Source organism: Helicobacter valdiviensis (assembly GCF_003245365.1).
GTDB classification, from domain to species: domain Bacteria; phylum Campylobacterota; class Campylobacteria; order Campylobacterales; family Helicobacteraceae; genus Helicobacter_D; species Helicobacter_D valdiviensis.
The window spans coordinates 133,509-155,927 of sequence record NZ_NBIU01000001.1 but is presented as its reverse complement, the minus strand read 5'-3'; the positions used below and the strand labels follow the sequence as shown (position 1 = coordinate 155,927).

Genomic DNA, 22,419 nt, shown 5'->3' with positions numbered 1-22,419 from the left:
GCTGTATTAAATAAGAATGTTATTTTATTTTAGCATTTTTAAGCTTTATTGTTAAAAGAAAAATGGCTAGATAAAATAAAGAAAGTTAAGTTTTAGATAGGATAAAATTGTAAAATCCTAACAACAAATATAAAAGATAGATTAATGGTATAAACTTCAAGAAAATTCAATAAGAATTTCTTATTTAGCAATTAGTAACTAGACAAAAAAGTCTAGTTTATCTTATTCTAGCCAATCAAGGCTTTCTTCATTAAGCTCTTCTTTGATTTTTTCGTATTTAATGTTTGCTTTTAAATAATCTACAATTTCTAGCATATCTAAAAGTGCATTTTTCATACAGCTTGTAGCACCAGGGCTTGGCGTCATATTAAAAGTAATTCCTTTATTGCTTTTAATTTTCTTTTCTCCAAGTTCTAATTTTTTCTTATTTTTATCTAGAACTTGAGGTCTAATCCCACCAAATCCTTCTGCATAGGTGAGTTCATCTAAACGGATAGAAGGAATGATTTTCTTAGCTTCTTCCCAAAAGTATTTTTTGCCAATACTTGGTATCTCATAAAGGAAATTTCTAAAAATATAATTTCTAATCTCACTATCGCTTAATAAATCCCACATAATTTTTGTTGTTGCAGAACCAAATCCAAATACTTTTAAGAAATCCATCGTAGTTCCACTTTTAAAGCGTTCTAGCTTAGGAAGTGCAAGTGCAGTAGGTCCTAGTCTTGTTTTGCCTTGTGCGACAACATCGGGATCTCCATGGATAGCAGCAAATGGAAGCTTAGGATTTTGCACAGTATAAACCTTGCCTTGTAACTTGCTACCAGGAATAAAATAAAAGCTTCCTGACACTGGAAGACAGCCCAATTCTAATCCATAGCCCATACTTTGTGCCAAATAAAGCGAATGTGCTCCTGCATCCACAAGCACAAAAGAAGCTGTAATTGGAGAATTACCATTGGCTCTTATAGTATAAGCTCCATCGCCTTGTTCTATAATATCTTTGACTTTATAGTTGAAAATTACCTTGTGCTCACCAAAATTACTTTGCTCAATCATATGATTTGCAACTGAATTGAAATTCATCGCACAAAAACTCTTTCTCATACCAGAACCTACAACATTTTCTGGTCTATCACTACCATCTGCTAGCTTAATGACATTAGGCTCAATTTCTTTTAAAGTTTCTTTATCAAAGAACTCTAAATCAGGATAAATTTCTTTAAACTGTTCATGGCGTTGCTTCATAAATTCTACTTCTTTATCTCCCACACCAATTGCCATTTTTTGGTATTCAAAAATACTTTTATTTTGCAATTTGTGAAAAAAGGCATAAGAACTTACAAGTTTTGCAGCACGCGCTACTTTTTTGGCTTTTTCAAAAGTATAGTTTGTTTCAATATCGCCTGAATGGATAGTTTGTGAATTGTTATTGCCGCTAGAGCTTAAAGTGGCAGGAGCATGGTATTTTTCTAGTAACACTACTTTTTTAATATCTGTATAGTGTGTGAGTGCATAAAATAAAGCACTCCCAGAAATTCCTGCACCAATGATTGCAACATCATAATGATTTTTCATTATTTATCTCCTCTAAAACTTAAGCTTTTACCTAACTTTACTTAGCAAAAGCTTTATAATTTTCTTAATTTTTAATGTATTTGCATAAATTATACATCATTAGTTACTTTAACTTTGCTAAGGTTAAATAAAATTTTATGTTTTATAGCATTACCTAAATGGCAAAACTCTTCTTAAAAAGCTTCCAATTCTTTTTTATTAAAAAGAAGTTTCATACCATAAACCCTTTGTATTAGGAGGTTTTTAGAGGGTATATTATGCATTTCTTTGCCGATATCTAAAGGAGTAATAAGCACTCTTCCTAAAATATGTCTTCCTTCTTCTGTTTCATTTTGTAGCGTTTTTAAGCCCCAAATATCGTGTAGAACAAAAATTTGATTTTCTTGATGTCCTATATAAAGCATAATATGCCCTTTCATTCCTAAAAAAGTTGCAAAAGGAATAGCATTATTAATAATAAAACTTGTCTTTTCTTTCTCATTTAGATTGGATAAATCAAAATAATTAGAATCGCCTCTGAAATCTTTTTGTTTAATTTGGCTTTGTGAATTTCGTAAAAGATAAAAGCCAAAATTTCCAAAAATATCGCGTAAAAGCATAGAACAGTCACGATTAAAAAAGCTACCACCCCAACCATATTTTTCCCCTAAAAGTGGATTTGCCAAACTGCTTAAAGAGTTTTTGCTAAGTAAAATTGGAAACTTTGAAACTGTATTGGTAGAGAGTAAGATTTTATTAAAGCTTGCATAACCTCTTTTGGTGCGCGTGATAAAAAGTGCTTCATAAAAGTTTTTTGTGCTACCAATAAGAGGTAAAAGCATTCCAATGCGTCCAAAATCTAAAAATTCTCCTTGTTTAGTATAAAGAGGTGTGTAATCTTTTGTAAAGACTAAAAAATCTTTATAACTTTGCAATGTTTTTACTTGATTGTTGTCTAAAATTGCAATATCCAATACATTTACCCAACCACTTACAAATCCACTTTGCACAAAAGCCCATGATTTATTTTTAGAATAGTGTAAAATTGCTATAGGAGTTCCGCTGTAAATGGAAGAATTTTGCCAATAATCAAAAGGGAAACCTTCCCCTGCTACTTTTGGATTATAAAATTTAGGTTTGTTGGTGGGTAATACTCTTAGATTTGTTGTGCGTGTGATGATGGCTGGTTTATTTGTGCTAGGAAAAGCTTCAAAATTTGCTTCTTTGCTTAAAGTATCAATCCATTCTTTAGAGTTTGGTAAAAGATTTTCCCCAAAACCTAAATTTTTATAGGCAAGTTTTAAGCCAAAATCTACATCTCCTTTTTTTAGATGAGCAGGTTTATTCCATGGAGAAAAGAAATGCTGTAAATAATTTTCTTTAAGGTCTTTAGAATATTTTTTAGAGAGGGTAAAGTCCTCTAAAGCAAAAGGTTTTAAATCTTGAGGAGGTAATATAAGAGCTTGATTGCTTAGATTATTTGAAGCACAACCTCCTAAAGCTATAGCTAAAATACCGCTATAAATAATTTTATTTAAAATTTTTTTCATAAAAGTTTCTTTTTGTATATTTCTTCATCAAAACCTACTAAAACTCCATTTGGATACTTAATCACAGGGCGTTTAATAAGCATAGGTTCTTTGATTAAATATTCTTTAATAGCTTCATCATCTAAAGAAAGTTCTTTTAGATTTAATTTTTTATAAGTTGTGCCCTTTTTGTTAAAAAGCAATTCTATGCTTGTGTTTTGTAGCCAAGTGTTTAAAAGTTCATAACTAGGTGGAGTCTTTTTAAAATCAATGAATTCATATTTTAATGCATGGGAATTTAAAAAATCTAATGCCTTTTTTACGCTACCACAATTTTTAATGCCATATATTTTTATCATTTTTACTCCTTAAAAAAATCTAATGATTATCATATAAAAAATAATTCCTGCAAATATACTTAAAACAGCATTTTTAAACCATAAAAAACATAAGCTTGCACATAAAATTCCTAAAATTTCATAAATGCCATAAGTTTCTTGCCATTTTACTTCGCTTAGTGAATAAAAGACTAAGAGCGTCATTATTAAAAGTGGCATGGTATTTTGTAGATATTTTAAGTAAGAGCTTGAGGAGTGTTTTTTAAACACTAAAAAAGGTAAAAACCTTGTAAGTGCTGTCCCTAAAGAAGCAGCAATAATTGCTGCAATTACATAAAAAGTTTCATTATTCATATTTAATCCACCTTTTAGCCAAAAGTAAAAAGATAATTCCTGCTAAAAGAGAAAGAATTAAAAAATATTTGCTAGGGAAAAATAAAAGCCCAAAAATGCCTATAAAAATTCCTGCATAGAAAGGAATTTTGCTTTTTTGCTGGTAGAGCAATGAAAGAGTTAAAACACTAAAAAGGGCTGTAAGTGTAAATTCTATACCTTGTGGTTTAAAACTAAGATTTTTACCTATAAATACTCCCAGCATACAACCTATAACCCAATAAAAATGGTTAAAAATTGTAATATAGAAGTAAGATTTTTCTAATTCTTTTTGGTTTAAATTATGTGCATCTTTGTGAGTTTTTAAAATGGCAAAAGTTTCATCGGTTAATCCAAATAGAATATAATATTTGCTTAAACCAAAGGATTTTATGGTCTCTAAAATGGAAAGTGAGTAAAAAATATGTCGGATATTTAAGAAAAAAGATGCAATAGCAATTTGGATAAAACCTGCCTTTAAAGCAATGAGTGAAACAAGCAATAACTGCCCAGCACCTGCATAAACAAACAATGCCATTAAAAGTGCATAAAACCAAGATAAGTTAAGATCTGTGGCGAATAATATCCCAAAGGTAGCCCCTAAAGATAAATAACCCATACACACTGGTAATGTTTGCAAAAAGCTTTTAAAGAACATTTAAATCCTTAGAAATTCCAATAAAAGCAGGAATTATAACAGAAAATATGCTAAAATGAGCAAACTTTTTTATTATATACCAAAAGAGTGGAAGACAAAAATGAAAAATTTATTTCCTTTTATTGCGATATTTGTATTTTTATTAGCACATCTTTGGATTTATTTTTTGTTTTTTAAGCCTATGGTAAAACCTAAAATTCCTCTAAAAATCTTAAAGTATTTTTTAATTATTAATTATTGTGGAATTTTGGGATATTTTTTAGGGCGTTATTATTTAAGTATGTCACCTGTTTTATACTTTTTTATGTCTTTATCTATAGGGGTAGCTTTTGTTCTTTTTGTTGTAAGTGTTGTTTATCAAGTTTTAAATTTAATGTTGGTTTTTAGCCATCAAAAAAGACATTTTTTAAAGCAAGTTTTAAATGTTTTTAGTGGTATTTTTGCAAGTGGATATTTGGGGTGGGGAATTATAGAAGGAAAATTAAAACCAGAAATTACAAAAATATCTCCTAAGATTGAGAAGCTTAAAATGCCTTTTAGTGCGGTGCAGATTAGTGATTTACACATTGGAGGTTTGATAGAACAAAATGTGGTAAGAGGTATTGTAGAGCAAAGTAATGCATTAAAAGCAGATATCATTTTCCTAACAGGAGATATTATTGATACTAAAATTTCTGAAGTTAGCGAAGCTTTAAAGGAGCTCTCAAAACTTAAAGCACCCCTTGGGGTATATTATATTACAGGTAACCATGAATATTTCCATGGAATAGGGGAATTACTTAAAGCTTTAAAAAGCCTTGGAATAAGAGTGTTAGAGAATGAAAATATAATAATCTACAAAAATGGAGAAAAACTTTTTAATTTGGTAGGTGTTTATGATCTCTTTGGAAGAAAGATTGGTGCATTGGAGCCTAATTTAAAAGAAGCTTTAAGCACACAAGATAAAAATTTACCCACTTTTCTTTTAGCACACCAACCAAAATTTATTAAAGAAATCAAAGAAGAAGATGGAATTAGCATGGTGCTTAGTGGACATACACATGGGGGACAAATTTTCCCTTTTAGGTTTTTAGTAACACTTGATCAGCCTTATTTGCAAGGATTATACCAGCATTCTAAAAATACGCAAATTTATGTAAATAGGGGGACAGGTTATTGGGGGCCTCCTATGAGAATTTTAGCAAGAGCTGAAATTACGCATTTTAATTTTTTGCCAAAAGATGGATAAAATTGATATAATTTTTAAAGCAAACTAAGTATAATTATTAATAAATTTATTGTATGGATGGGAATGAAAAAGAAAATATTGCTCCTTTGTTTTGGACTTGCTAGTTTTACTAATGCTTTAGAATTTTATATTAATAGCGGTAGAGAAGAAGGCAATAATTTTGCTGTTTTAAATCTAAAAGATGAAAAACCATTTTTATGTAAAGAAGTTTTAAATCGCTACAGCGAAGTAGAGGAGATTATTTGTGAATTTGATACGGGATTGCTTTCACGATTTGAAGAGAGTGAAACACTTTTTTTTACTATCAAACCTCAAATAGTAGATAAAAAACTAAATTTACACATTAAACCTAAAAAAAAGATAAAGCTTTTTAATCAAGAATTTAACTTAGCCAAAGACGGTTTTATACCAAAAGAAAGAAATGAAAAATCAAGAAAATGGCAAGTTTTAGGCTATGCAGATTCTTTACCTTTTATCAAAACCAATCCTCACAATGAAGGGATTAATTTTCCGCTTAATTTTAGAATCACTTCAAAACCTAATATAGGAATTTTAGACTATCGCTTACACCCTATGAGTAATGATGTAGGATTGGATAAAGATCATTTTTTGCGTATCCAGTCCTTTGTTCAAAGACATGCTTATAATGAAGCACTCTCAAGTATTGATGAAATGTTAGGGCTTTATCCAGATACAATTTTTAAACGCGATGTGATTTATTATAAAATACATAGTTTAGATGGAAGAGAAAATGAGGAAGATTATGAAGACATTATTGAGTTAGCCAAGGCTTGGCTTGCTGCATATCCTACCGATATTCATGTGGCAGAAATTTTGCAAATTATGGCAAAAACTTATGCTAAAATGAATTTTTTTGAAGAAGCAAAATACTATTATAATCGCCTTTTTAATGAATATGGAAATGACAAATTTGCACTTTTAGCAAAATTAGACTATGCTGAAAATCTTTATAAAAGAGGGGAGAGGCATAATGTTCCTGTGCTTTATAATGAGGTTTTAAATAAGGCTAATGATTTGGAAACGGCAAGTAAGGCAGCGTTGCTTTTGGCTGAATTTTACAGAAAAGAAAAAAATGCAAAAGAAGCACAAAGCAATTTAAATACAATCTTAGAAGCTAATCCTACATTCTTTTTAAGAAATATGCAAAAAACTTACAATCTTTTAAAACAATGGGAAGAAAGTGGCATTTATGAAGTTCCAGCTAAAATTGCAGAATTGCTTTTGTTGAATGCTAATGATCAAATTCCATTTTACAAAGATCTTTTAAGAGATGTAGGGTTGTGGTATGACAAAATAGGAAATCTTAAAAAAGCTCACGAATACTATACGCGTTTTTTAGAAGAATTTCAAAAAGATGAAGAAGCAAAAGAAATTAAAACCCTAGACGATAGATTGCTTTTGGCTTATGATGAGGGCAATACAACAAAAAAGTTGGAGCATTATGAATATATCTTAGAACATTATAAAAACCAAAACGAAGCTAAGCTTGCTTTAGAGAAAAAAGCACAAACTCTCTATGAGTTAAAAGAATATGATAAAGTATTTGGATTAAAAAATTCTTTAGAAGGGAATAATACAGCTTTAATTAATTCTAGTGCAGAGCTCATAAAAAGTTCCCTTAAAGAAAAAGAGTGTAAAAAGGTAGCTTATTATGGCAATACCATTTATGAAAGCTCTCCTTTAAATCATGAAGAAAATTTAGGGCTTTTTGATTGTCTTATGGAAGCTTTGCAATATAAAAGTGCGCAAAATCTAGCATTTATCCAATCCCAAAAAACTAAAATTCCACAGCAAAAAGCTCAATGGCTTTATAGATTAGGTAGTGCTGAATATGCTATGCAAAACTATCAAAAAGCCGCCCTTGCTTCGCGTGATGCTTTGGCCTTTAGCGGTGTTAATCCTTTAGCAGCTTTTGTGCTTTTTAATTCTCTTAATAATCTTAATAGAAATGAAGAAGCGATGGAGCTTTTACCTCGCATAGAAAAGGAGCTAGAAGGCAAAGAGCAGATGATAGAAATCTATTATAGGGTTTTAAAAATAATGAATAACAAAAAAGATGATATTGCAGTGCAAATTTATGCTAACAAGCTTCTTGAAGCACAAAAACAGCATCAAAAATATGAATATTCCCCTTGGGCTGAATTTAGCCTTATTGAAAGTTATATCAAAGAGGCAAAATTTAATGAAGCCTTAAAGATAGCCAAAGAGGCTCAAAGTCACATCAATAACGATGGAGAAAAAGCACAAGTTTTATATTTAGAAGGGTATTTGTCCCACAAACTTAACCAAAAAGATGAAGCAATAAAATCTTATAAAGAATGTGCTAAAATACAAACACAAACTCCTTGGAAAAATCTATGTGTAGATGCCTTAAAGCTTTTAGGAGAAACAAATTAAAATAAGGATAAAGTTTTGGAAAATAAAGCCGATATTAAGAACTTTGAAAGCAATATAGAAAAGCTAAAAGGCTTTTTGGAGAATTTAGAGGATGAAAATATAACTTTAGAAAAAAGCCTAGAGATTTATAAAAAAAGCAAAATGCTATTAAAAGAAAATCAAATAATGCTTGAAAATGCTAAATTAGAATGTGTAGAAATCACAAAGCAACTAGAGGAGGAATAGGTGAAAGTAGGAGCATTACAGCTAGGAGAAAACAAAACACAAAGCGAACTTAATGCTTATTTAAAAGCAGCTTATGATCAAAAGGTAAAGGTTGTAGTATTGGGAGAGTATCTTTTGGGGGACTTTTTTAAAAATATTGAAAACAAAGATAAAAAAAAGTTTTTAAATGAGATAAAATCACAACATACTATGCTTTTAGAACTTTCTTGTAAATTTCCTATGACACTTGTAGCACCTATGATTGAAGGGGTAGGAAATAAAATTTATAAAAGTATGGCAATTATCAATAAAGGCAAAGCACTTTTTTATCGCTCACAGAGATTAATGCCTTATGAGCATTGGAATGAAGCAGGTTTTTTTGACAACACTTTGCCTAAAAATATTAAAATGCCTCCTGTTTTTAAAGTGGGAAATCTTAAGTTTAGTGTTCTTTTTGGCTATGAATTGCATTTTGATGAATTTTGGCTAAAATTTAAACAAAATCAAATAGATTGTGTATTGCTTCCTAGTGCTTCTACTTTTGATTCCTCTTTGCGTTGGAGAAGTATTATTAAAATGCGCGCTTTTTTAAATAGTTGTTATATTTTAAGAGCTAACCGCATAGGGCAATATGAAGATGTGGAGAACAAAACAACTTGGAATTTCTATGGAGATTCTTTATTGGTAAATCCTGCTGGGGAAGTTATGGATTGCCTTGGGGATAGAGAAGAATTATTAATCGCAGAAATTGATAAAAAGCAATTGGATTTATTAAAAGAATGTTGGAAATTTAGATAGATTTTATTTAGTTTAAATTAATCTATTTTTAGTATAATTAGCGGTTTTATTGAACTTTATTAAAACCGCAAAAAACCTCTTGGAGTTATTTAATGTCTGCAAAAAATATAAACCAACAGCTTGAAGAATTGTTTTTAGAATCACAAAGTTATGTTTCTTATGAGAAGATTGCGCAAATTTTAGTTAAATTACCCACAGCAGCACAAGCTAAAAAAGTTAGCGAACTTGCAAAAAAATACAACAAGCAATTAATGTCAGCTTCACAAGTAGCAAAGCTTTTAAATCAAGCAGAAGCAAAAAAAATCAAAGAAGAAAAAAAACGCCTTTTAGATGAAGAATTAGAAGATGAATTTGATTTTATGAAAGAGCGTGAGCTATTAGAATGGAGTAGAAGTGATAGCCCTGTTAGAATGTATTTGCGTGAAATGGGACAAATTCCTCTACTTACGCGTGAAGATGAAGTGGAGCTTAGCAAGAATATTGAACTTGGAGAAAATATCATTTTGGATGCAATTTGCTCTGTGCCTTACTTGATAGATTTTATCCTAGATTATAAAGAAGCTCTTATTAATCGTGAAAGACGCGTTAAAGAACTCTTTAAAAGCTTTGATGATGAAGAAGAGGGAGATGAAGAAGTTGAAGAAGAGCTAGATGAAGAAGAGGGGGATGAAGAAAGTAAAAAAACAATTAGCAAAAAAGATCAAAAGCGTGTAGATAAGGTTTTAGTAAGTTTTAAAGCATTGGAAAAAGCTAAAAAAGATTGGTTAAAGACTTGGGAGCAAGAAAAAGGTGAAGAAAGTGAAGATATGCTTTATCTTTTAACTTTAGCACATAAAAAGCAATTTTTAAAAGAAAAGCTTTTAGATTTAGGTCCTACAAGCAAGCTTATTAATGAACTTGTAAAAGCTATGGAAAACACAATAAAAAGCGATGAAGGTTTTGATAAAGAGCTTAAGCGTTTAGAATACCGCCTGCCTTTATTTAATGATATTTTATTAGAAAATCATAAAAAGATTTTAGCGAATATTACAGAAATGAGTAAGGCAGATATTACAGCAGCCGTTCCTGAAGCCACTATGGTTTCTACTTATATGGAGATTAAAAAGTTATTCCAAACTAAAATTGCAAGTGAAGAAAGCTTTGATTTAGAGCCTGAAAAGCTCAAGCAGATTTTAGAGCAAATTAAGCGCGGTAAAGATATTGCTGATAAAGCAAAAACCAAAATGGCAAAATCCAATTTAAGACTTGTTGTAAGTATTGCCAAGCGTTATACGAACCGTGGATTACCTTTTTTAGATTTAATCCAAGAGGGAAATATAGGACTTATGAAAGCAGTGGATAAGTTTGAATACAAAAAAGGTTATAAATTTTCAACTTATGCAACTTGGTGGATTAGACAAGCTATCTCAAGGGCAATTGCTGATCAAGCAAGAACAATTAGAATCCCTATCCATATGATTGAAACCATTAATCGTATTAATAAAATTATGCGTAAATTTTTACAAGAAGAAGGTAAAGAGCCTGATATTGAAAAGATTGCTGAAGAAGTAGGATTGCCCGTAGATAAAGTAAAAAATGTAATTAAAATCACAAAAGAGCCTATCAGTCTTGAAGCTCCTATTGGAAGTGGAGAAGATGGAAAATTTGGAGATTTTGTAGAAGATAAGGCTTCTGTAGGCCCTATGGAGCACATTTTAAAAGAGGATTTAAAAAGTCAAATTGATGATGTGTTAGATCAGCTTAATGAAAGGGAAAAAGCAGTTATTAGAATGCGTTTTGGGCTCTTGGAAGATGAATCAGATAGAACTTTAGAAGAGATTGGAAAAGAGCTTAATGTAACAAGAGAGCGTGTAAGACAAATTGAATCTAGTGCTATTAAAAAACTAAAACATCCAAAGGTAGGTAGAAAGCTTAAAAACTATATTGAAGATTGATAATAAAAATAATATAAATTTTTATTCAATAAAAATCATTTTTGCCGATTTACCTTATAAATAAAGTTTTATTTATAAGGTGGTAAAGATGATTAATGCTATAAATTCTTATTCGAGCTACAATTATACAAATACTTTTAGCAATAATACTCCAAATACAAAATCATCTAATGCTATCAATGAAACTTCAAACCTTGTAAGCGATAAATCACAAGCAGTAAATAAAGTCTTAGGCTATGGAGTAGATAAAGATGGATTTTTCACAAGTGATTTTAATGAGAAAGCAGGTATTCCAAAAGATTATAAGATTTATGCTAAGGATATGCAAAGCTTTGTAGAATGGGAGACAGGAGATAGATATTTTTATGCAACTCACACTTCAATAGATATTGCAAAAACAATAGGAAATGCTTATAAAGTGCTTTCTCAAATTATGCCGACAACTTCAAATGCTAGTCTTTCTGAAGAAGAATTAACAAATATACCTTATGCTTTTGTTTTAGATAAAAATCTTAATGTTGCTAAAACTTTCACAAAAGATGAGTATGAAAAAATAGATTTAACTCAAGATAGAATTAATTTAACTTTTAATACTTTTTCAAATGTTGGCTTTGATAAAATCGGTATTGACAATATTTTTAGTCATAGTAATGGTGATGTAAGATTAAATAAAAATGCTTACATCAATAAAGATGGTAGCGTAGATAAAGGTGGAGTTTTAATGGCTCTTTTAAATTCAGGGCTTTATGGAGCAACTTTATTACTTTTAGAGGGCGATACGAGATTATTTGGAAAAATTACAACCGATAAAAATATTAGCAATGATGAGCGTGAAGCTTTTCAAAATTTTATGAATACCAATAAAGTTCAAAGTGCTTTTTTATCTTCAAGCAATCCTAATGAGTGGAACCCATTTGAAGAGCGATTATCTATGAAACTTTTTATTAGAAGAAGTGATAATATAGGAAATGCTGAACTTTCAAGACTTGCAATGGATTTAGACAAAGAATATCAAGAAATGATTAACTCTAATATGAGCCTAGAAAAATTTAAAACCAAATATCTTGATTTTAAGCAAAGGCACGATGAGTTTGTAGAAAAATTAAAAGAGGCAGAAAAAGCAAAAGGGATAGATTATAATAATCCTGCAAAAAGCACAAATAATAAAGAAACTTTAGAAGAAGACAAAGAAAAGCCATTTAAGCCTATACAAGCAGAAAGTAAAAGCGAAACCTACAAAGATGATAATACAAGAAATGAGCTTTTAAGAAAACTACTAGAAACTAAATTTGGCAAAAGCGATGAATTGGAAATTCTTTTTGGTATGAAGTTTAAGGGAGATATAGGAGAATTTAATAAAATTCTTTCTCAAATAGGGTTAAATAGTTCTGAAAGTAAAAGCATAGATATTAAGACTTAAGAACTAATTTGTCATTTTAAATCTTTATTTGTTATTTTGCAAGATTAATCAATAAGTTTCCATTCAAGACTTAAAACAATATGATAAAATTTTGCAAATTATTTTAAGGATAGTGATGAAAGTTGTAATTACTGGAGGAGGAACTGGAGGACATTTAAGTGTTGCAAAAGCTTTTTTGGAGGAGCTAGTTTCGCGTGATATAGAGTGTATTTTTATTGGTTCTAGTTTTGGGCAGGATTTATCTTATTTTGAAAATGAAGCAAGATTTTCTAAAAAATTCTTTTTACAAACTAGCGGAGTAGTTAATAAAAAAGGCTTATCTAAAATAAAATCCTTATTTTTTCAAGCCTTAGCCTTAAAAGAAGCTATTAAAGTTTTAAAAGAAGAGAAAATAAAATGCGTGATTTCTGTGGGAGGGTATTCAGCCGCACCTGCTTCTTTTGGGGCAATCTTTTGCAAAATTCCCCTTTTTATTCATGAGCAAAATGCAAAAATAGGGCGTTTAAATGGATTTTTGAAAAATAGGGCAGCTTTGTTTTTCTCTTCTTATTTAGAGCCATTTTGGGAATATCCCACCCAAAATGAATTTTTTGTTACACAAAGAGCAAGAAAAGAACTCAAAAACATACTATTTATAGGTGGATCACAGGGTGCAAGAGCTATTAATCAATTTGCTATTACTCTTGCTTGTGAAATCAATAAAAAGGGGATTAAAATTTTTCATCAATGTGGCAAAAGAGATTTTGAAAATACTTTAGAAGAATACAAAAAGCTAAATCTAAAAATAAAAATTATCCAAAAAGAGCAAGACTTACAAGAGGATTTTGAAGTAGGATTGTTTGATTTTTGCTTCTTTATGCCAAAAATTATGCAAAAATGTGATTTTGCTATTTCTAGGGCAGGGGCTAGCTCACTTTGGGAGCTTTGTGCTAATGGATTGCCAGCTCTATTTGTGCCATATCCTTATGCAGCGCAGAATCACCAGTATTTTAATGCAAAATTTATTCAAGATAAAGAGCTTGGCTTTTTATGCGAAGAAAAAGATTTATTTTGTGATGTGTTGTGGGGGATTTTAGAAATTTTAGATTCTAAAAAACTAGAAAGTTTAAGCACTGCTTTGATGGCACATTGCAATAAAAAAGCAAGTGCAAAAATGGTAGAAGAAATTTTAAGAATTACGAGTAATTAAGCTAGAGGGGAGATTAAAAAGCTTGATAAATTCTTCTTCTTTTGCTCTTTGCTCTCCTTGATCTTTTTCATGGTCATAACCCACAAGATGTAAAAATCCATGGATAAAAAGTAAATAAATTTCTTCTTCTAAAGAATGATGGAGCATGTTAGATACTTCTTTAGCATAATCTATGCTAATAATTATACTTCCAAAGAGTAAAGAAAATTCGCATTCTAGTGGAAAAGAAAGCACATCTGTAGGCTTGTCTATATTGCGATAGGTCTTATTAATCTCTTGCATGGCTTTATTATCTAAAATAATCAATTCACATTTTTTTAGAGAAATATTTAAATTTTGTGCCATTTCTTTTAGGAAATTTTCTAAATTTTGACTAAAATTTGGTAAAAACTCATAATCGCTTTGATTGTCTAATAAAATATTATTCTGCATGGATTTCTAAGCCTACTGGACAATGATCGCTTCCTAAGATTTCAGGATAAATTTTGGCATCTATTAATTTTGAGCGTAAAATTTCAGAACACAAAAAATAATCAATCCGCCACCCTATGTTATTTGCTCTAGCTTTTCCCATATAGCTCCACCAGCTATAAGCCCCTTCAAGCGTAGGATAAAAATGTCTAAAAGTATCTACAAAACCACTTTCAAGCAAAATACTCATTTTCTCACGCTCTTCATCTGTAAAACCTGCATTGCGTCTATTTGTTTTTGGGTTTTTTAAATCAATTTCTTTATGTGCCACATTTAAATCGCCACATACAATTACAGGTTTTGTTTTTTCAAGATTTTTTAGATAGCTTCTAAAATCATCTTCCCACTCCATTCTGTATTCTAGCCTTTCTAGCTCTCTTTTAGAATTAGGTGTATAAACATTTACTAAATAAAATTCTTTAAATTCTGCACAAATAATCCTGCCTTCTTTATCATGGTGTTCTATTCCCATATCATAAGTGACGCTTAAAGGTTGATTTTTAGAAAAAATTACTACTCCTGAATATCCCTTTTTTTCTGCAGAATTCCAAAATTCATGATAACCTTCAAAGTAAAAATCTGCCTGATCTTTTTGCATTTTGGATTCTTGGATACAAAAAATATCTGCATCCACCTCTTTAAAAAAGCTCATAAAACCTTTATTCATACAAGCTCTAAGTCCATTTACATTCCATGAGATTAATTTCAATTTTACTCCTTATCTTGGGTGTTTTACAATACCATTATAAAAAGGCTCACATTTTGCATTTTGTGTGCCTAAAATTGGATCGGTAACTTTTTGCGCACCTTTTTTGATTTTACCAAATAATGATGTAGCAAGATTGATAGCTGTTTGCACTGTTGCTTTAGACAATTCAATTTTAGGATTTTGCAAAGTTCCTTTTATTTTTTGTGAAAGCTTAGCACAATTTTTCTCATCTAAAATTCCAATTTCAAAATTATCAAAATTATCATTTTTTAAATTAATTGCTCCCTTTGCTGCTATTCTTGTTTTGCCAGTAGCAAACGCAACATCTTTGGCAAATGCTACTCCATTTTTAAGATCAAAATTTGCTTCTATTTGCTTAATAAGACTTTTTGAGCTAACTACAGCATTAAATCCTAGCATTCCTACATCACTTCCTTTAGTGGCTGCAATACCAAAAGGGCCTGCTAAAACAAAAGCGCCAATATCTAAAAGATTGACCTGATTAGTATTTTCATAATTACTTACAAGTCCATCTATATCAATACTATAAATTTCAAAGTTACTTCCACTAAGTCTTGCATTTCCGTTTAAGTTGCTAAGAATACTTTGCATATCTTTACCTTTAATGCTTAAAGAAGCATTTGCATTTACTAAACCATCTTTAATGAGTTTATCCATTCCGCTAAATTTAGCTACTTTTTGCATACTAATATTTTTTGCTTCTAAATTAAATTTTTCATTTTTTAATTCTGCTTCTAAATTATCCCCAAAGTCTTTATTGTGTATTTTAAAAGATGGGATACCAGAATTTAAAGCAAATGAACCCTCAAGATTTAATGCACCTTTTAACTTTAAAGAAAGGGGATTAATATTTGCAACTTCATTAATATTTAAAGCAAAATCACTACTATAATTTTGCTTTAATAAATCCAATTTAATATTAGGAAGATTTAGTTTAAAATCTTGACTATCTAATGTGGCTTTGATTTCTCCAAGACCTTTTTTGATTTCTCCATTTCCATTAAGTGCTACCTGCAAGTCTTTTTTAAAATCCATTCCACTAAGCTTGTTTAAAGTATTTTTGCTAAGTAAAATATTGGGAGAATAGATTTTAAAATCTCCACTTATACCTTTATCAAAATCTTTCAAGTTAGCCTGTGCTTCTAACTCTCCATTTGCACTCATTTCAAAAAGTCCAGCTAATTTTTGCAAATTTAATTTCTTGATATCTATTTCAATATTTTTAGGAGCATAATTATATAAAACCGTTTGAATTTTTGTGACAGAATTAAAAAGATCGCTATTTGCTTCAAAATTAATCTTTTTAGAATCTCCATTGAAACTTGCTTTAAAGATATTGTTTTGTGCTAAATTTAGTCCATTAAGTGCTAGGGTTTGGATTTTACTCTCTAGATTTCCTTTGATTTTATAGCTTAAGTCTTTAAGATCAATATTATCTATTTTGGTATTTAAATCAATCTCGCCTTGTGCGTCATATTCAAGTGTAGCAAACTCCAAAAGCTCTTTTAGGCTTAATTGTTTAGCATTTAAAGTAAGAGTTTTAGGAGTATAATTAGGAGCTTCCAATAAAGCACTAATAGGCTGTTTAACTATATTTAAAAGCAAAGCAATTTTTTGATCTTTTAAAGAAGAAGATTTTAGACTAAGTGCTAGGTTAATGGGAGTTTTAGGGGTAAAATCACTTATGCTAAATTTTTGCAAAGTTGCAAAAACTTTACCATTGGAACTAAAATCTTGCAATAAAAAAGAAAGATCTTTAGAGTTTATATTTAAATAGCTTGAATAAGCCAAAATGGTGCTTATAATTTTGCCTTCTTTTGCATCTCCACTAAGAGAAAATGCAATAGGATCTTTAGGTAAAATTAAATTAAAATCTTTTTTTAACTGGGCAAGATTAGGAGAAATTGCTTTAGAAGCGACTTGAAATTTTCCTTGAGGTTTAGCAATATCTGTAATATCCATATTTGCAGAAACCATTAACTTTCCATTGGCATAAGTAGGTTGGCTTAAAAACTTTAATAAAGAAGCTATAGAGATATCTTCTTTGGTTTGGATAAATAAACGCTTTGGAGCATAATTTTCTAAACTAATGTTAGCATCAATTTCGCTATCAAATGCACCAATATTCAATTTGGTGTCTATAACATTCCCTTTTTTACTAATTTCTCCATTAAGCGCTAAAGAACCATTTAGTTTAATACCTAAAAGTGGCTCATAAGGCGCTAGATTTTTAACAAAAGCATTAAGAGTGGCATCTGTATTTAATGTAAAAAGTGAATATTTACCTTGCAAGGCGATTTGTGATTTTTGTTTATCAGTGATGGCAAACTCATAAGTACTAAACCTTAATTTAAAATGTGTAAATTCCAAGCCAATAGGAGCTTTTTCGTTGGCAATTTGCGTGATTTTGTTTTTTAGGAATTCATTACCACTTTCTGAAAATAACCAACTTAAAATTAATGCAATAATAACAATAAGACCAACAATGATAGCAAGTAAAATTTTTAAAAATTTTTTCACTTTCTAGCTCCTTTTAATTTTCTTTCAATTTTACACAAAGCTTTATAAAAAACAAATTTGTTTTTGGATAATATATAATGTTCCTAAAGAAAAACTTTTTGGGAATAATTGGAGCCTTGGCTCACAAAAACAGAAAGGAGTCTGTTATGGTTTCAGGAATCAATACTTCAAGTGTAGCAGTTAGTGGGAATTTGAGTGTTTTAAAAAAAGCATTGGATACAAATGAGCAACTTATGAGTTCTTTAATTTCTAATATGCAGGGAGCAAGTAGCAATCTACAAAGCCCCCAACAAGCACCCAAAGCCCCTAGCACTCCAGCTCCAAGCAATGGAGGGCTTGATATAATGGCTTAAAAAGGCTTTATGCCTTTTTGGCTGTTATATTCCAAATTTTTCTAAATATTCTGGATAAGTGCAACTTTTACAATATTCTTCTATGCGTTTGTTTTGTTTAAAACCTTTTATAAGATTTAGAAATTTAGTTGTTTGAAAAATATCTTTTAGGTTTTGAATTTTTAAGTCCCCTAGAGTAATATTTCCTTGTGTATCAAAACAGCAAGGAACAACCCTGCCATCGCTTAAAATTCCAATTTGCTTTAAGCCACCATAGCAATGCCCTTTATCTATTTTATTTTGGCTAGGACTCCAGCTAAAAAAAGGTTTTTGGATAAGATGTATTTTATATGCTAATCTTGTGTTTATTGGATAAATAGTATCTAATTGAAAAAAATCTTTTATTTTGCAATAGAAAATTTCATTTTTTTTAGGAGGCATCATAGAAGTATTTAAATTCCAAAGTCTAAGATTAACAAAGAATTCTTTTTTAAGTTCTTGATGTGCTTTTAAAAAATCAAATAATTCTTTAAAATAATCCTCTAACACAATAGTTTTTCTTTGATAGAGCATACTCATAAGTGAAAAGTTGATTTGATGGATGCTAGAATGGTGTAAAAGTAATTCCTTGTGCAAATGTAAAAAATAACCACTTGTAGTGATATCTACTGCCAACTTATTATCCCTTGCAATCTCTAAATAATCTTCTAAATTTGGGATACTTAAAGGATCGCCCAAGATATGTAATGCTATTAAATGTGTAAAGTCTTTGACTTCTTTTGAGATTTTTTCAAATAGAGATAGAGGCATTGTGTGAGTGGATTTCAAAGGAGTGCAAAATGTGCAATCTAGCCCACAAAAATTTGTAATCTCTATAAAAACTTTTTTAAACTGCATTATTCATTACGCAAAACTTCTAAAGGATTGATTTTGGTAGCCTTATATGCTGGATAATACGAAGAGGCAAAAACAATCAAAAAAGAACCAAATAAAATTGAAAACAAATCTGCTAAAGAAAGTTCTAAAGGCAATTTGTCACTTCCATATACATCAGCTGGAAGCGAAATGATAGGAAAATTAGCTAAAAGAACTAAGATAATTGCAGCCAAAATACTTCCACAAATTATTCCACTAATGCCTATAAAATTTCCCAAATAAAGAAAAGTTTTTTGTATCTCTTTAGAGCTAGCACCCATTGTTAAAAGTAGAGCAATTTCCTTGCGTCTATTCATTACACTCATTAAAAGCGAACTAATAATATTTAATGAGGCTACAAGAATAATTAACATAAGCACAATAAATAATGCTCTTTTTTCTAATTCTAATGCAGAAAAAAAGTTGCCATTTTGTTCCCACCATCCTATTATTCTATAAGCATCTCCAAATTTTTCTTTTAAAGAGAGTATATCTTTTTGAGGATTGGGTGTATAGATATGTATGCCATCATACGCACCATTAGGTAGATTTTTAATAGCACTCAAGGCTTCAAGAGTGGTATAAATATAGCCTTTGTCATAATTGATAAGCCCTGATTGAAAAAAACCTTCCACTTTAAATCTTTTAAGAATTGGGGAAACTCCAAGTGCATTAGGCGAAAGCTCTGTAAAAATAAGCATTAAAGGAGAATCATAGTCTAAAAAATAAGCCTCTTGCAATCCTTTGCCTACAATTACCTTAAAATTCGTATCACTTAAAGTTGTATTTTTAAGTGCTTCTTTGAAAATAGGATTTACTTTGGCTTCTCTATTAAAATCCACCCCAAATACTAGGGCTCCTTCTAATGCTCTACCTGATTTTGAAATAGCTTGTGTTTGGATAAAAGGACTATAAGAAAAACTTGGAAATTTTTCTTCTAAGGTCTGTAGTGTGCTTTGATTTACACCACCATAAATGCGTGGAATAAGTGTTATAGGATAATTCATAGCTGATAATTTTCGTTCAAATTCTTTATCAAACCCATTCATAATTGCCATAGCAACAATCAAAACCATCACCCCTATACAAACCCCCAAAAATGCTAAAATAGCAGTAATAGAAATGAAAGGCTGAGATTTATTAAAACGCAAATAACGCTTAACTAAAAAAGGAATTAACTTGCTTTTCATTTTGCAAGTATGCCTTTTTTAGGGCCACTTTTTCCACAGCAATCTTTGTATTTTTTACCACTTCCACAAGGGCATGGTGCATTTCTTGCAGGCTTTTTAACAGCAAGAGAATTGTTGGAATTTTGTTCTAGTTTTTCTCTAGCGTTTTTGGTTTCCTCTTCAAGCTCTGCTTCATTTTCTCTTAATTGCAATTTATAGAGCATTTTAATAGCTGTATATTTAATCTGACTTGCTAGTTCCAAAAACAAATTATAACTTTCTTTCTTATATTCTACCAATGGATCTTTTTGATTATAACCCCTAAGTCCTATTCCTGTTTTTAGATTATCCATCACATATAAATGCTCTCTCCATAAATTATCTAGAGTTTGCAAATATACAAGACGCTCAATTTCATTTTTCATACTCGCATCTATTTTAGACATTTTAAGTTCGTAGGATTTTTTTAACTCTTCTTCTATATAGTTTTCAAAATTTCCATTGATTTCGTAAGAATTTTTCATCTCTTCTTTGTTGAGCTCTAAATTAAAGTCTTCTTTTGCTAAAGTGCATAAGGCTTCTAAATCATCTTCTATGGAAAATACATTGCTTTTTTGTAAAAACATCATAATACATTCTTTTCTGTTTTCATTAATTCTGTGACTAAGATCTGTATTGCTATCTAAAAGCTCATCTCTTAAGCGATAAATAGCCTTTCTTTGTTCATTTGCCACATCATCATATTCTAAAAGATGCTTTCTTGCTTCAAAATGCATACTTTCTACTTTCTTTTGTGCATTTTCTACAGATCTTGTAACAAGCTTTGATTCAATATGTTCTCCCTCATCTAATCCAAGCTTGTCCATAATATTTTTAATCTTATCGCTTCCAAAAATTCTCAAAAGTGGATCTTCTAAACTTAAATAAAATTGACTAACTCCTGGATCACCTTGTCTTCCGCTCCTTCCTCTTAATTGATTATCAATCCTGCGAGATTCATGGCGTTCTGTTCCTATAATATAAAGTCCCCCAAGTGCTCTAATTTCATCATCAATTTTAATATCAACCCCGCGTCCTGCCATATTTGTAGCAATGGTTACAGCACCTTTTTTCCCCGCATCTTTAATGATTTCTGCTTCTTGTGCATGCTGTTTAGCATTTAAAACAGAATGTGGGATTCTAAAGCTTTTTAAAAGCTCATGGATTTTTTCACTTTTCTCAATAGAAGCAGTTCCCACTAAAACAGGTTGTCCTTTTTTATAAAGTTCATTAATCTTATCCACTAAGGCCTTAAATTTTTCCTTTTCTGTCTTATAGATTAAATCATTCAAATCTTTTCTTGCAATAGGCAGATTTGTAGGGATAGAAACAACCTCTAAATTATAAATTTGCAAAAATTCGCTTGCTTCAGTTTGCGCTGTCCCAGTCATTCCAGCTAATTTTTCATAGAGACGGAAATAATTTTGATAGGTAATATCTGCTAGAGTTTGAGATTCTTCTTTAATCTTTACTCCTTCTTTAGCTTCTAGTGCTTGGTGCAATCCTTCACTAAAGCGTCGTCCCTCGCTTAATCTCCCTGTAAATTCATCTACAATAACAACTTCACCTTCTCTTAAAACATAATCTTTATCTATAAAAAATAAATAATTTGCCTTAAGTGCTTGATCTAAATGATGTGCTAAAACAGCATTTTCCACACTATAGAGATTATCAATTTTAAAGAGTTCCTCGGCTTTAGCAATTCCTGCTTCATTGATTAAGATATTGCGATTTTTTTCATCAATGCTAAAATGTTCTTCTTTTTTCAGCTTCAAGGCTACTTCATTGGCAATTTTATAATTATCTAGCGTTTTATTTGCAGGACCTGAAATAATAAGTGGAGTTCTAGCCTCATCAATCAAGATAGAATCCACTTCATCTACAATTGCAAAATAATGGTGTTTTTGCACTTTTTGATTTAAATCATATTTCATATTATCGCGCAGATAATCAAAACCAAATTCATTATTGGTTCCATAAACAATATCTTTAGAATATTGCTCTATTCTATCATTGTCATCATAATTATCCCCTGTAATAATACCTACAGAATAACCTAAAAACTCATACAAAGGACGCATGGCTTCTGCATCGCGTCTAGCTAGATAATCATTCACTGTTACAATATGCACACTTTTTTGACTCATAGCATTTAAACATACTGGAAGTGTAGCTACTAGGGTTTTTCCTTCGCCTGTTTTCATTTCAGCAATTTTGCCCTCATGTAGCACCATACCACCAATAAGCTGAACATCAAAATGACGCATATTTAAAACGCGCTTGCTTGCTTCCCTAGTGATTGCAAAAGAAGCAAAAAGAACCTTGTTTAACTCCTCGCTGATATTTTTAGCATTTGCTACTTGTTCTTTGAGTTTTAAAAAAGCTTCTTTTAGCTCCTCATCACTTAATTTGCTATAAGTTTCCTCTAAAGCATTAATTTTTTTAATTTCTTTCTTATAATGTGCAACAAGACGATCATTTTTGTTGCTAAATATTTTTTTTGCTAGTGATGCTATCATTGAAATGCAACCTTAAATTTTGGATTTTAACTTATCATTTTATCATAATTTTTAGGTAAAATAATAAGAAGTTTTAGTAATT

Annotated in this window: 19 protein-coding genes; 8 read left to right on the top strand and 11 right to left on the bottom strand. The window is 30.4% G+C overall.

From position 1 onward, the window contains the following. Positions 1-222: 222 nt before the first annotated feature. The 5 genes from B6S12_RS00705 to B6S12_RS00685 all read right to left on the bottom strand — a co-directional run bounded on the left by B6S12_RS00705 (position 223) and on the right by B6S12_RS00685 (position 4,451). Entirely contained in the window at positions 223-1,575 is a 1,353-nt protein-coding gene (locus tag B6S12_RS00705) for an FAD-dependent oxidoreductase (protein ID WP_111228895.1), read from the bottom strand. A 173-nt stretch (positions 1,576-1,748) separates the two neighbouring features. Continuing rightward, a complete protein-coding gene (locus tag B6S12_RS00700; RefSeq protein ID WP_111228894.1) occupies positions 1,749-3,104 on the bottom strand; it encodes an SH3 domain-containing C40 family peptidase in 1,356 nt (451 codons plus the stop codon). Continuing rightward, positions 3,101-3,442, bottom strand: a complete 342-nt coding sequence (locus B6S12_RS00695; protein ID WP_111228893.1) for an arsenate reductase family protein — start codon at positions 3,440-3,442, stop codon at positions 3,101-3,103. Before B6S12_RS00695 ends, B6S12_RS00700 begins: the two co-directional genes overlap by 4 nt. A 9-nt stretch (positions 3,443-3,451) precedes the next feature. After that, a complete protein-coding gene (locus B6S12_RS00690) occupies positions 3,452-3,775 on the bottom strand; it encodes a branched-chain amino acid transporter permease (protein WP_111228892.1) in 324 nt (107 codons plus the stop codon). Then, a complete protein-coding gene (locus tag B6S12_RS00685) occupies positions 3,768-4,451 on the bottom strand; it encodes an AzlC family ABC transporter permease (RefSeq protein WP_111228891.1) in 684 nt (227 codons plus the stop codon). The genes B6S12_RS00690 and B6S12_RS00685 overlap by 8 nt, the downstream gene beginning before the upstream one ends. A gap of 100 nt (positions 4,452-4,551) precedes the next feature. Here B6S12_RS00685 and B6S12_RS00680 point away from each other — a divergent pair, with 100 nt between their 5' ends. The 7 genes from B6S12_RS00680 (at position 4,552) to B6S12_RS00650 (ending at position 13,642) form a co-directional block, all read left to right on the top strand. After that, positions 4,552-5,679: a metallophosphoesterase gene (locus B6S12_RS00680; RefSeq protein ID WP_111228890.1), complete on the top strand. Its 1,128-nt coding sequence runs from the start codon at positions 4,552-4,554 to the stop codon at positions 5,677-5,679. A gap of 63 nt (positions 5,680-5,742) precedes the next feature. Further along, positions 5,743-8,097 carry a tetratricopeptide repeat protein gene (locus tag B6S12_RS00675; protein ID WP_111228889.1) on the top strand — a complete coding sequence of 785 codons (2,355 nt, stop codon included), beginning with the start codon at positions 5,743-5,745 and terminating at the stop codon, positions 8,095-8,097. Between the two features lie 15 nt (positions 8,098-8,112). Beyond that, on the top strand, positions 8,113-8,322 hold the full coding sequence (gene xseB / locus B6S12_RS00670) for an exodeoxyribonuclease VII small subunit (protein WP_111228888.1): 210 nt from the start codon (positions 8,113-8,115) through the stop codon (positions 8,320-8,322). Then, on the top strand, positions 8,323-9,099 hold the full coding sequence (locus B6S12_RS00665; RefSeq protein WP_111228887.1) for a carbon-nitrogen hydrolase family protein: 777 nt from the start codon (positions 8,323-8,325) through the stop codon (positions 9,097-9,099). It begins immediately after the preceding gene. Between the two features lie 92 nt (positions 9,100-9,191). Beyond that, positions 9,192-11,033 (top strand): RNA polymerase sigma factor RpoD, encoded by a 1,842-nt coding sequence (gene rpoD, locus B6S12_RS00660; RefSeq protein WP_111228886.1) that lies wholly within the window; start codon positions 9,192-9,194, stop codon positions 11,031-11,033. An 88-nt stretch (positions 11,034-11,121) separates the two neighbouring features. Then, positions 11,122-12,453, top strand: a complete 1,332-nt coding sequence (locus tag B6S12_RS00655) for a Cj0814 family flagellar-dependent secreted protein (RefSeq protein WP_111228885.1) — start codon at positions 11,122-11,124, stop codon at positions 12,451-12,453. 115 nt (positions 12,454-12,568) lie between these two features. Next, positions 12,569-13,642 (top strand): UDP-N-acetylglucosamine--N-acetylmuramyl-(pentapeptide) pyrophosphoryl-undecaprenol N-acetylglucosamine transferase, encoded by a 1,074-nt coding sequence (locus B6S12_RS00650; RefSeq protein WP_111228884.1) that lies wholly within the window; start codon positions 12,569-12,571, stop codon positions 13,640-13,642. Here B6S12_RS00650 and ybeY read toward each other — a convergent pair. The 3 genes from ybeY to B6S12_RS00635 are packed head-to-tail and all read right to left on the bottom strand — an operon-like array spanning position 13,622 to position 17,363. Then, complete coding sequence (gene ybeY, locus B6S12_RS00645; protein WP_111228883.1) at positions 13,622-14,074, bottom strand: rRNA maturation RNase YbeY; 453 nt, start codon at positions 14,072-14,074, stop codon at positions 13,622-13,624. The genes B6S12_RS00650 and ybeY overlap by 21 nt on opposite strands. Then, positions 14,064-14,822, bottom strand: coding sequence for an exodeoxyribonuclease III (locus B6S12_RS00640; RefSeq protein ID WP_111228882.1), 759 nt, complete (start codon positions 14,820-14,822; stop codon positions 14,064-14,066). The genes ybeY and B6S12_RS00640 overlap by 11 nt, the downstream gene beginning before the upstream one ends. 9 nt (positions 14,823-14,831) lie before the next feature. Beyond that, complete coding sequence (locus B6S12_RS00635; protein WP_111228881.1) at positions 14,832-17,363, bottom strand: translocation/assembly module TamB domain-containing protein; 2,532 nt, start codon at positions 17,361-17,363, stop codon at positions 14,832-14,834. A gap of 146 nt (positions 17,364-17,509) precedes the next feature. On the opposite strand from B6S12_RS00635, the gene B6S12_RS00630 reads away from it, so the two are divergent. Continuing rightward, on the top strand, positions 17,510-17,716 hold the full coding sequence (locus B6S12_RS00630) for a hypothetical protein (protein ID WP_111228880.1): 207 nt from the start codon (positions 17,510-17,512) through the stop codon (positions 17,714-17,716). Between the two features lie 24 nt (positions 17,717-17,740). Here B6S12_RS00630 and B6S12_RS00625 read toward each other — a convergent pair whose 3' ends face one another. From B6S12_RS00625 to secA, 3 genes are read right to left on the bottom strand one after another with little or no spacing between them, the layout of a single operon-like run. Beyond that, positions 17,741-18,592, bottom strand: coding sequence for a radical SAM/SPASM domain-containing protein (locus tag B6S12_RS00625; RefSeq protein ID WP_245892444.1), 852 nt, complete (start codon positions 18,590-18,592; stop codon positions 17,741-17,743). Further along, positions 18,592-19,800, bottom strand: a complete 1,209-nt coding sequence (locus tag B6S12_RS00620) for an ABC transporter permease (protein ID WP_111228878.1) — start codon at positions 19,798-19,800, stop codon at positions 18,592-18,594. The genes B6S12_RS00625 and B6S12_RS00620 overlap by 1 nt, the downstream gene beginning before the upstream one ends. Further along, complete coding sequence (gene secA / locus B6S12_RS00615; protein WP_181450908.1) at positions 19,797-22,337, bottom strand: preprotein translocase subunit SecA; 2,541 nt, start codon at positions 22,335-22,337, stop codon at positions 19,797-19,799. Before secA ends, B6S12_RS00620 begins: the two co-directional genes overlap by 4 nt. Positions 22,338-22,419: the final 82 nt, after the last annotated feature.

Coding starts and splice junctions, on each gene's coding strand:
- B6S12_RS00655 (WP_111228885.1), top strand. CDS start 11,122: ATGATTAATGCTATAAATTCTTATTCGAGCTACAATTATACAAATACT.
- B6S12_RS00625 (WP_245892444.1), bottom strand. CDS start 18,592: ATGCAGTTTAAAAAAGTTTTTATAGAGATTACAAATTTTTGTGGGCTA.
- B6S12_RS00695 (WP_111228893.1), bottom strand. CDS start 3,442: ATGATAAAAATATATGGCATTAAAAATTGTGGTAGCGTAAAAAAGGCA.
- secA (WP_181450908.1), bottom strand. CDS start 22,337: ATGATAGCATCACTAGCAAAAAAAATATTTAGCAACAAAAATGATCGT.
- B6S12_RS00630 (WP_111228880.1), top strand. CDS start 17,510: ATGGTTTCAGGAATCAATACTTCAAGTGTAGCAGTTAGTGGGAATTTG.
- B6S12_RS00690 (WP_111228892.1), bottom strand. CDS start 3,775: ATGAATAATGAAACTTTTTATGTAATTGCAGCAATTATTGCTGCTTCT.
- B6S12_RS00700 (WP_111228894.1), bottom strand. CDS start 3,104: ATGAAAAAAATTTTAAATAAAATTATTTATAGCGGTATTTTAGCTATA.
- B6S12_RS00685 (WP_111228891.1), bottom strand. CDS start 4,451: ATGTTCTTTAAAAGCTTTTTGCAAACATTACCAGTGTGTATGGGTTAT.
- rpoD (WP_111228886.1), top strand. CDS start 9,192: ATGTCTGCAAAAAATATAAACCAACAGCTTGAAGAATTGTTTTTAGAA.
- B6S12_RS00705 (WP_111228895.1), bottom strand. CDS start 1,575: ATGAAAAATCATTATGATGTTGCAATCATTGGTGCAGGAATTTCTGGG.
- ybeY (WP_111228883.1), bottom strand. CDS start 14,074: ATGCAGAATAATATTTTATTAGACAATCAAAGCGATTATGAGTTTTTA.
- B6S12_RS00620 (WP_111228878.1), bottom strand. CDS start 19,800: ATGAAAAGCAAGTTAATTCCTTTTTTAGTTAAGCGTTATTTGCGTTTT.
- B6S12_RS00680 (WP_111228890.1), top strand. CDS start 4,552: ATGAAAAATTTATTTCCTTTTATTGCGATATTTGTATTTTTATTAGCA.
- B6S12_RS00675 (WP_111228889.1), top strand. CDS start 5,743: ATGAAAAAGAAAATATTGCTCCTTTGTTTTGGACTTGCTAGTTTTACT.
- B6S12_RS00650 (WP_111228884.1), top strand. CDS start 12,569: ATGAAAGTTGTAATTACTGGAGGAGGAACTGGAGGACATTTAAGTGTT.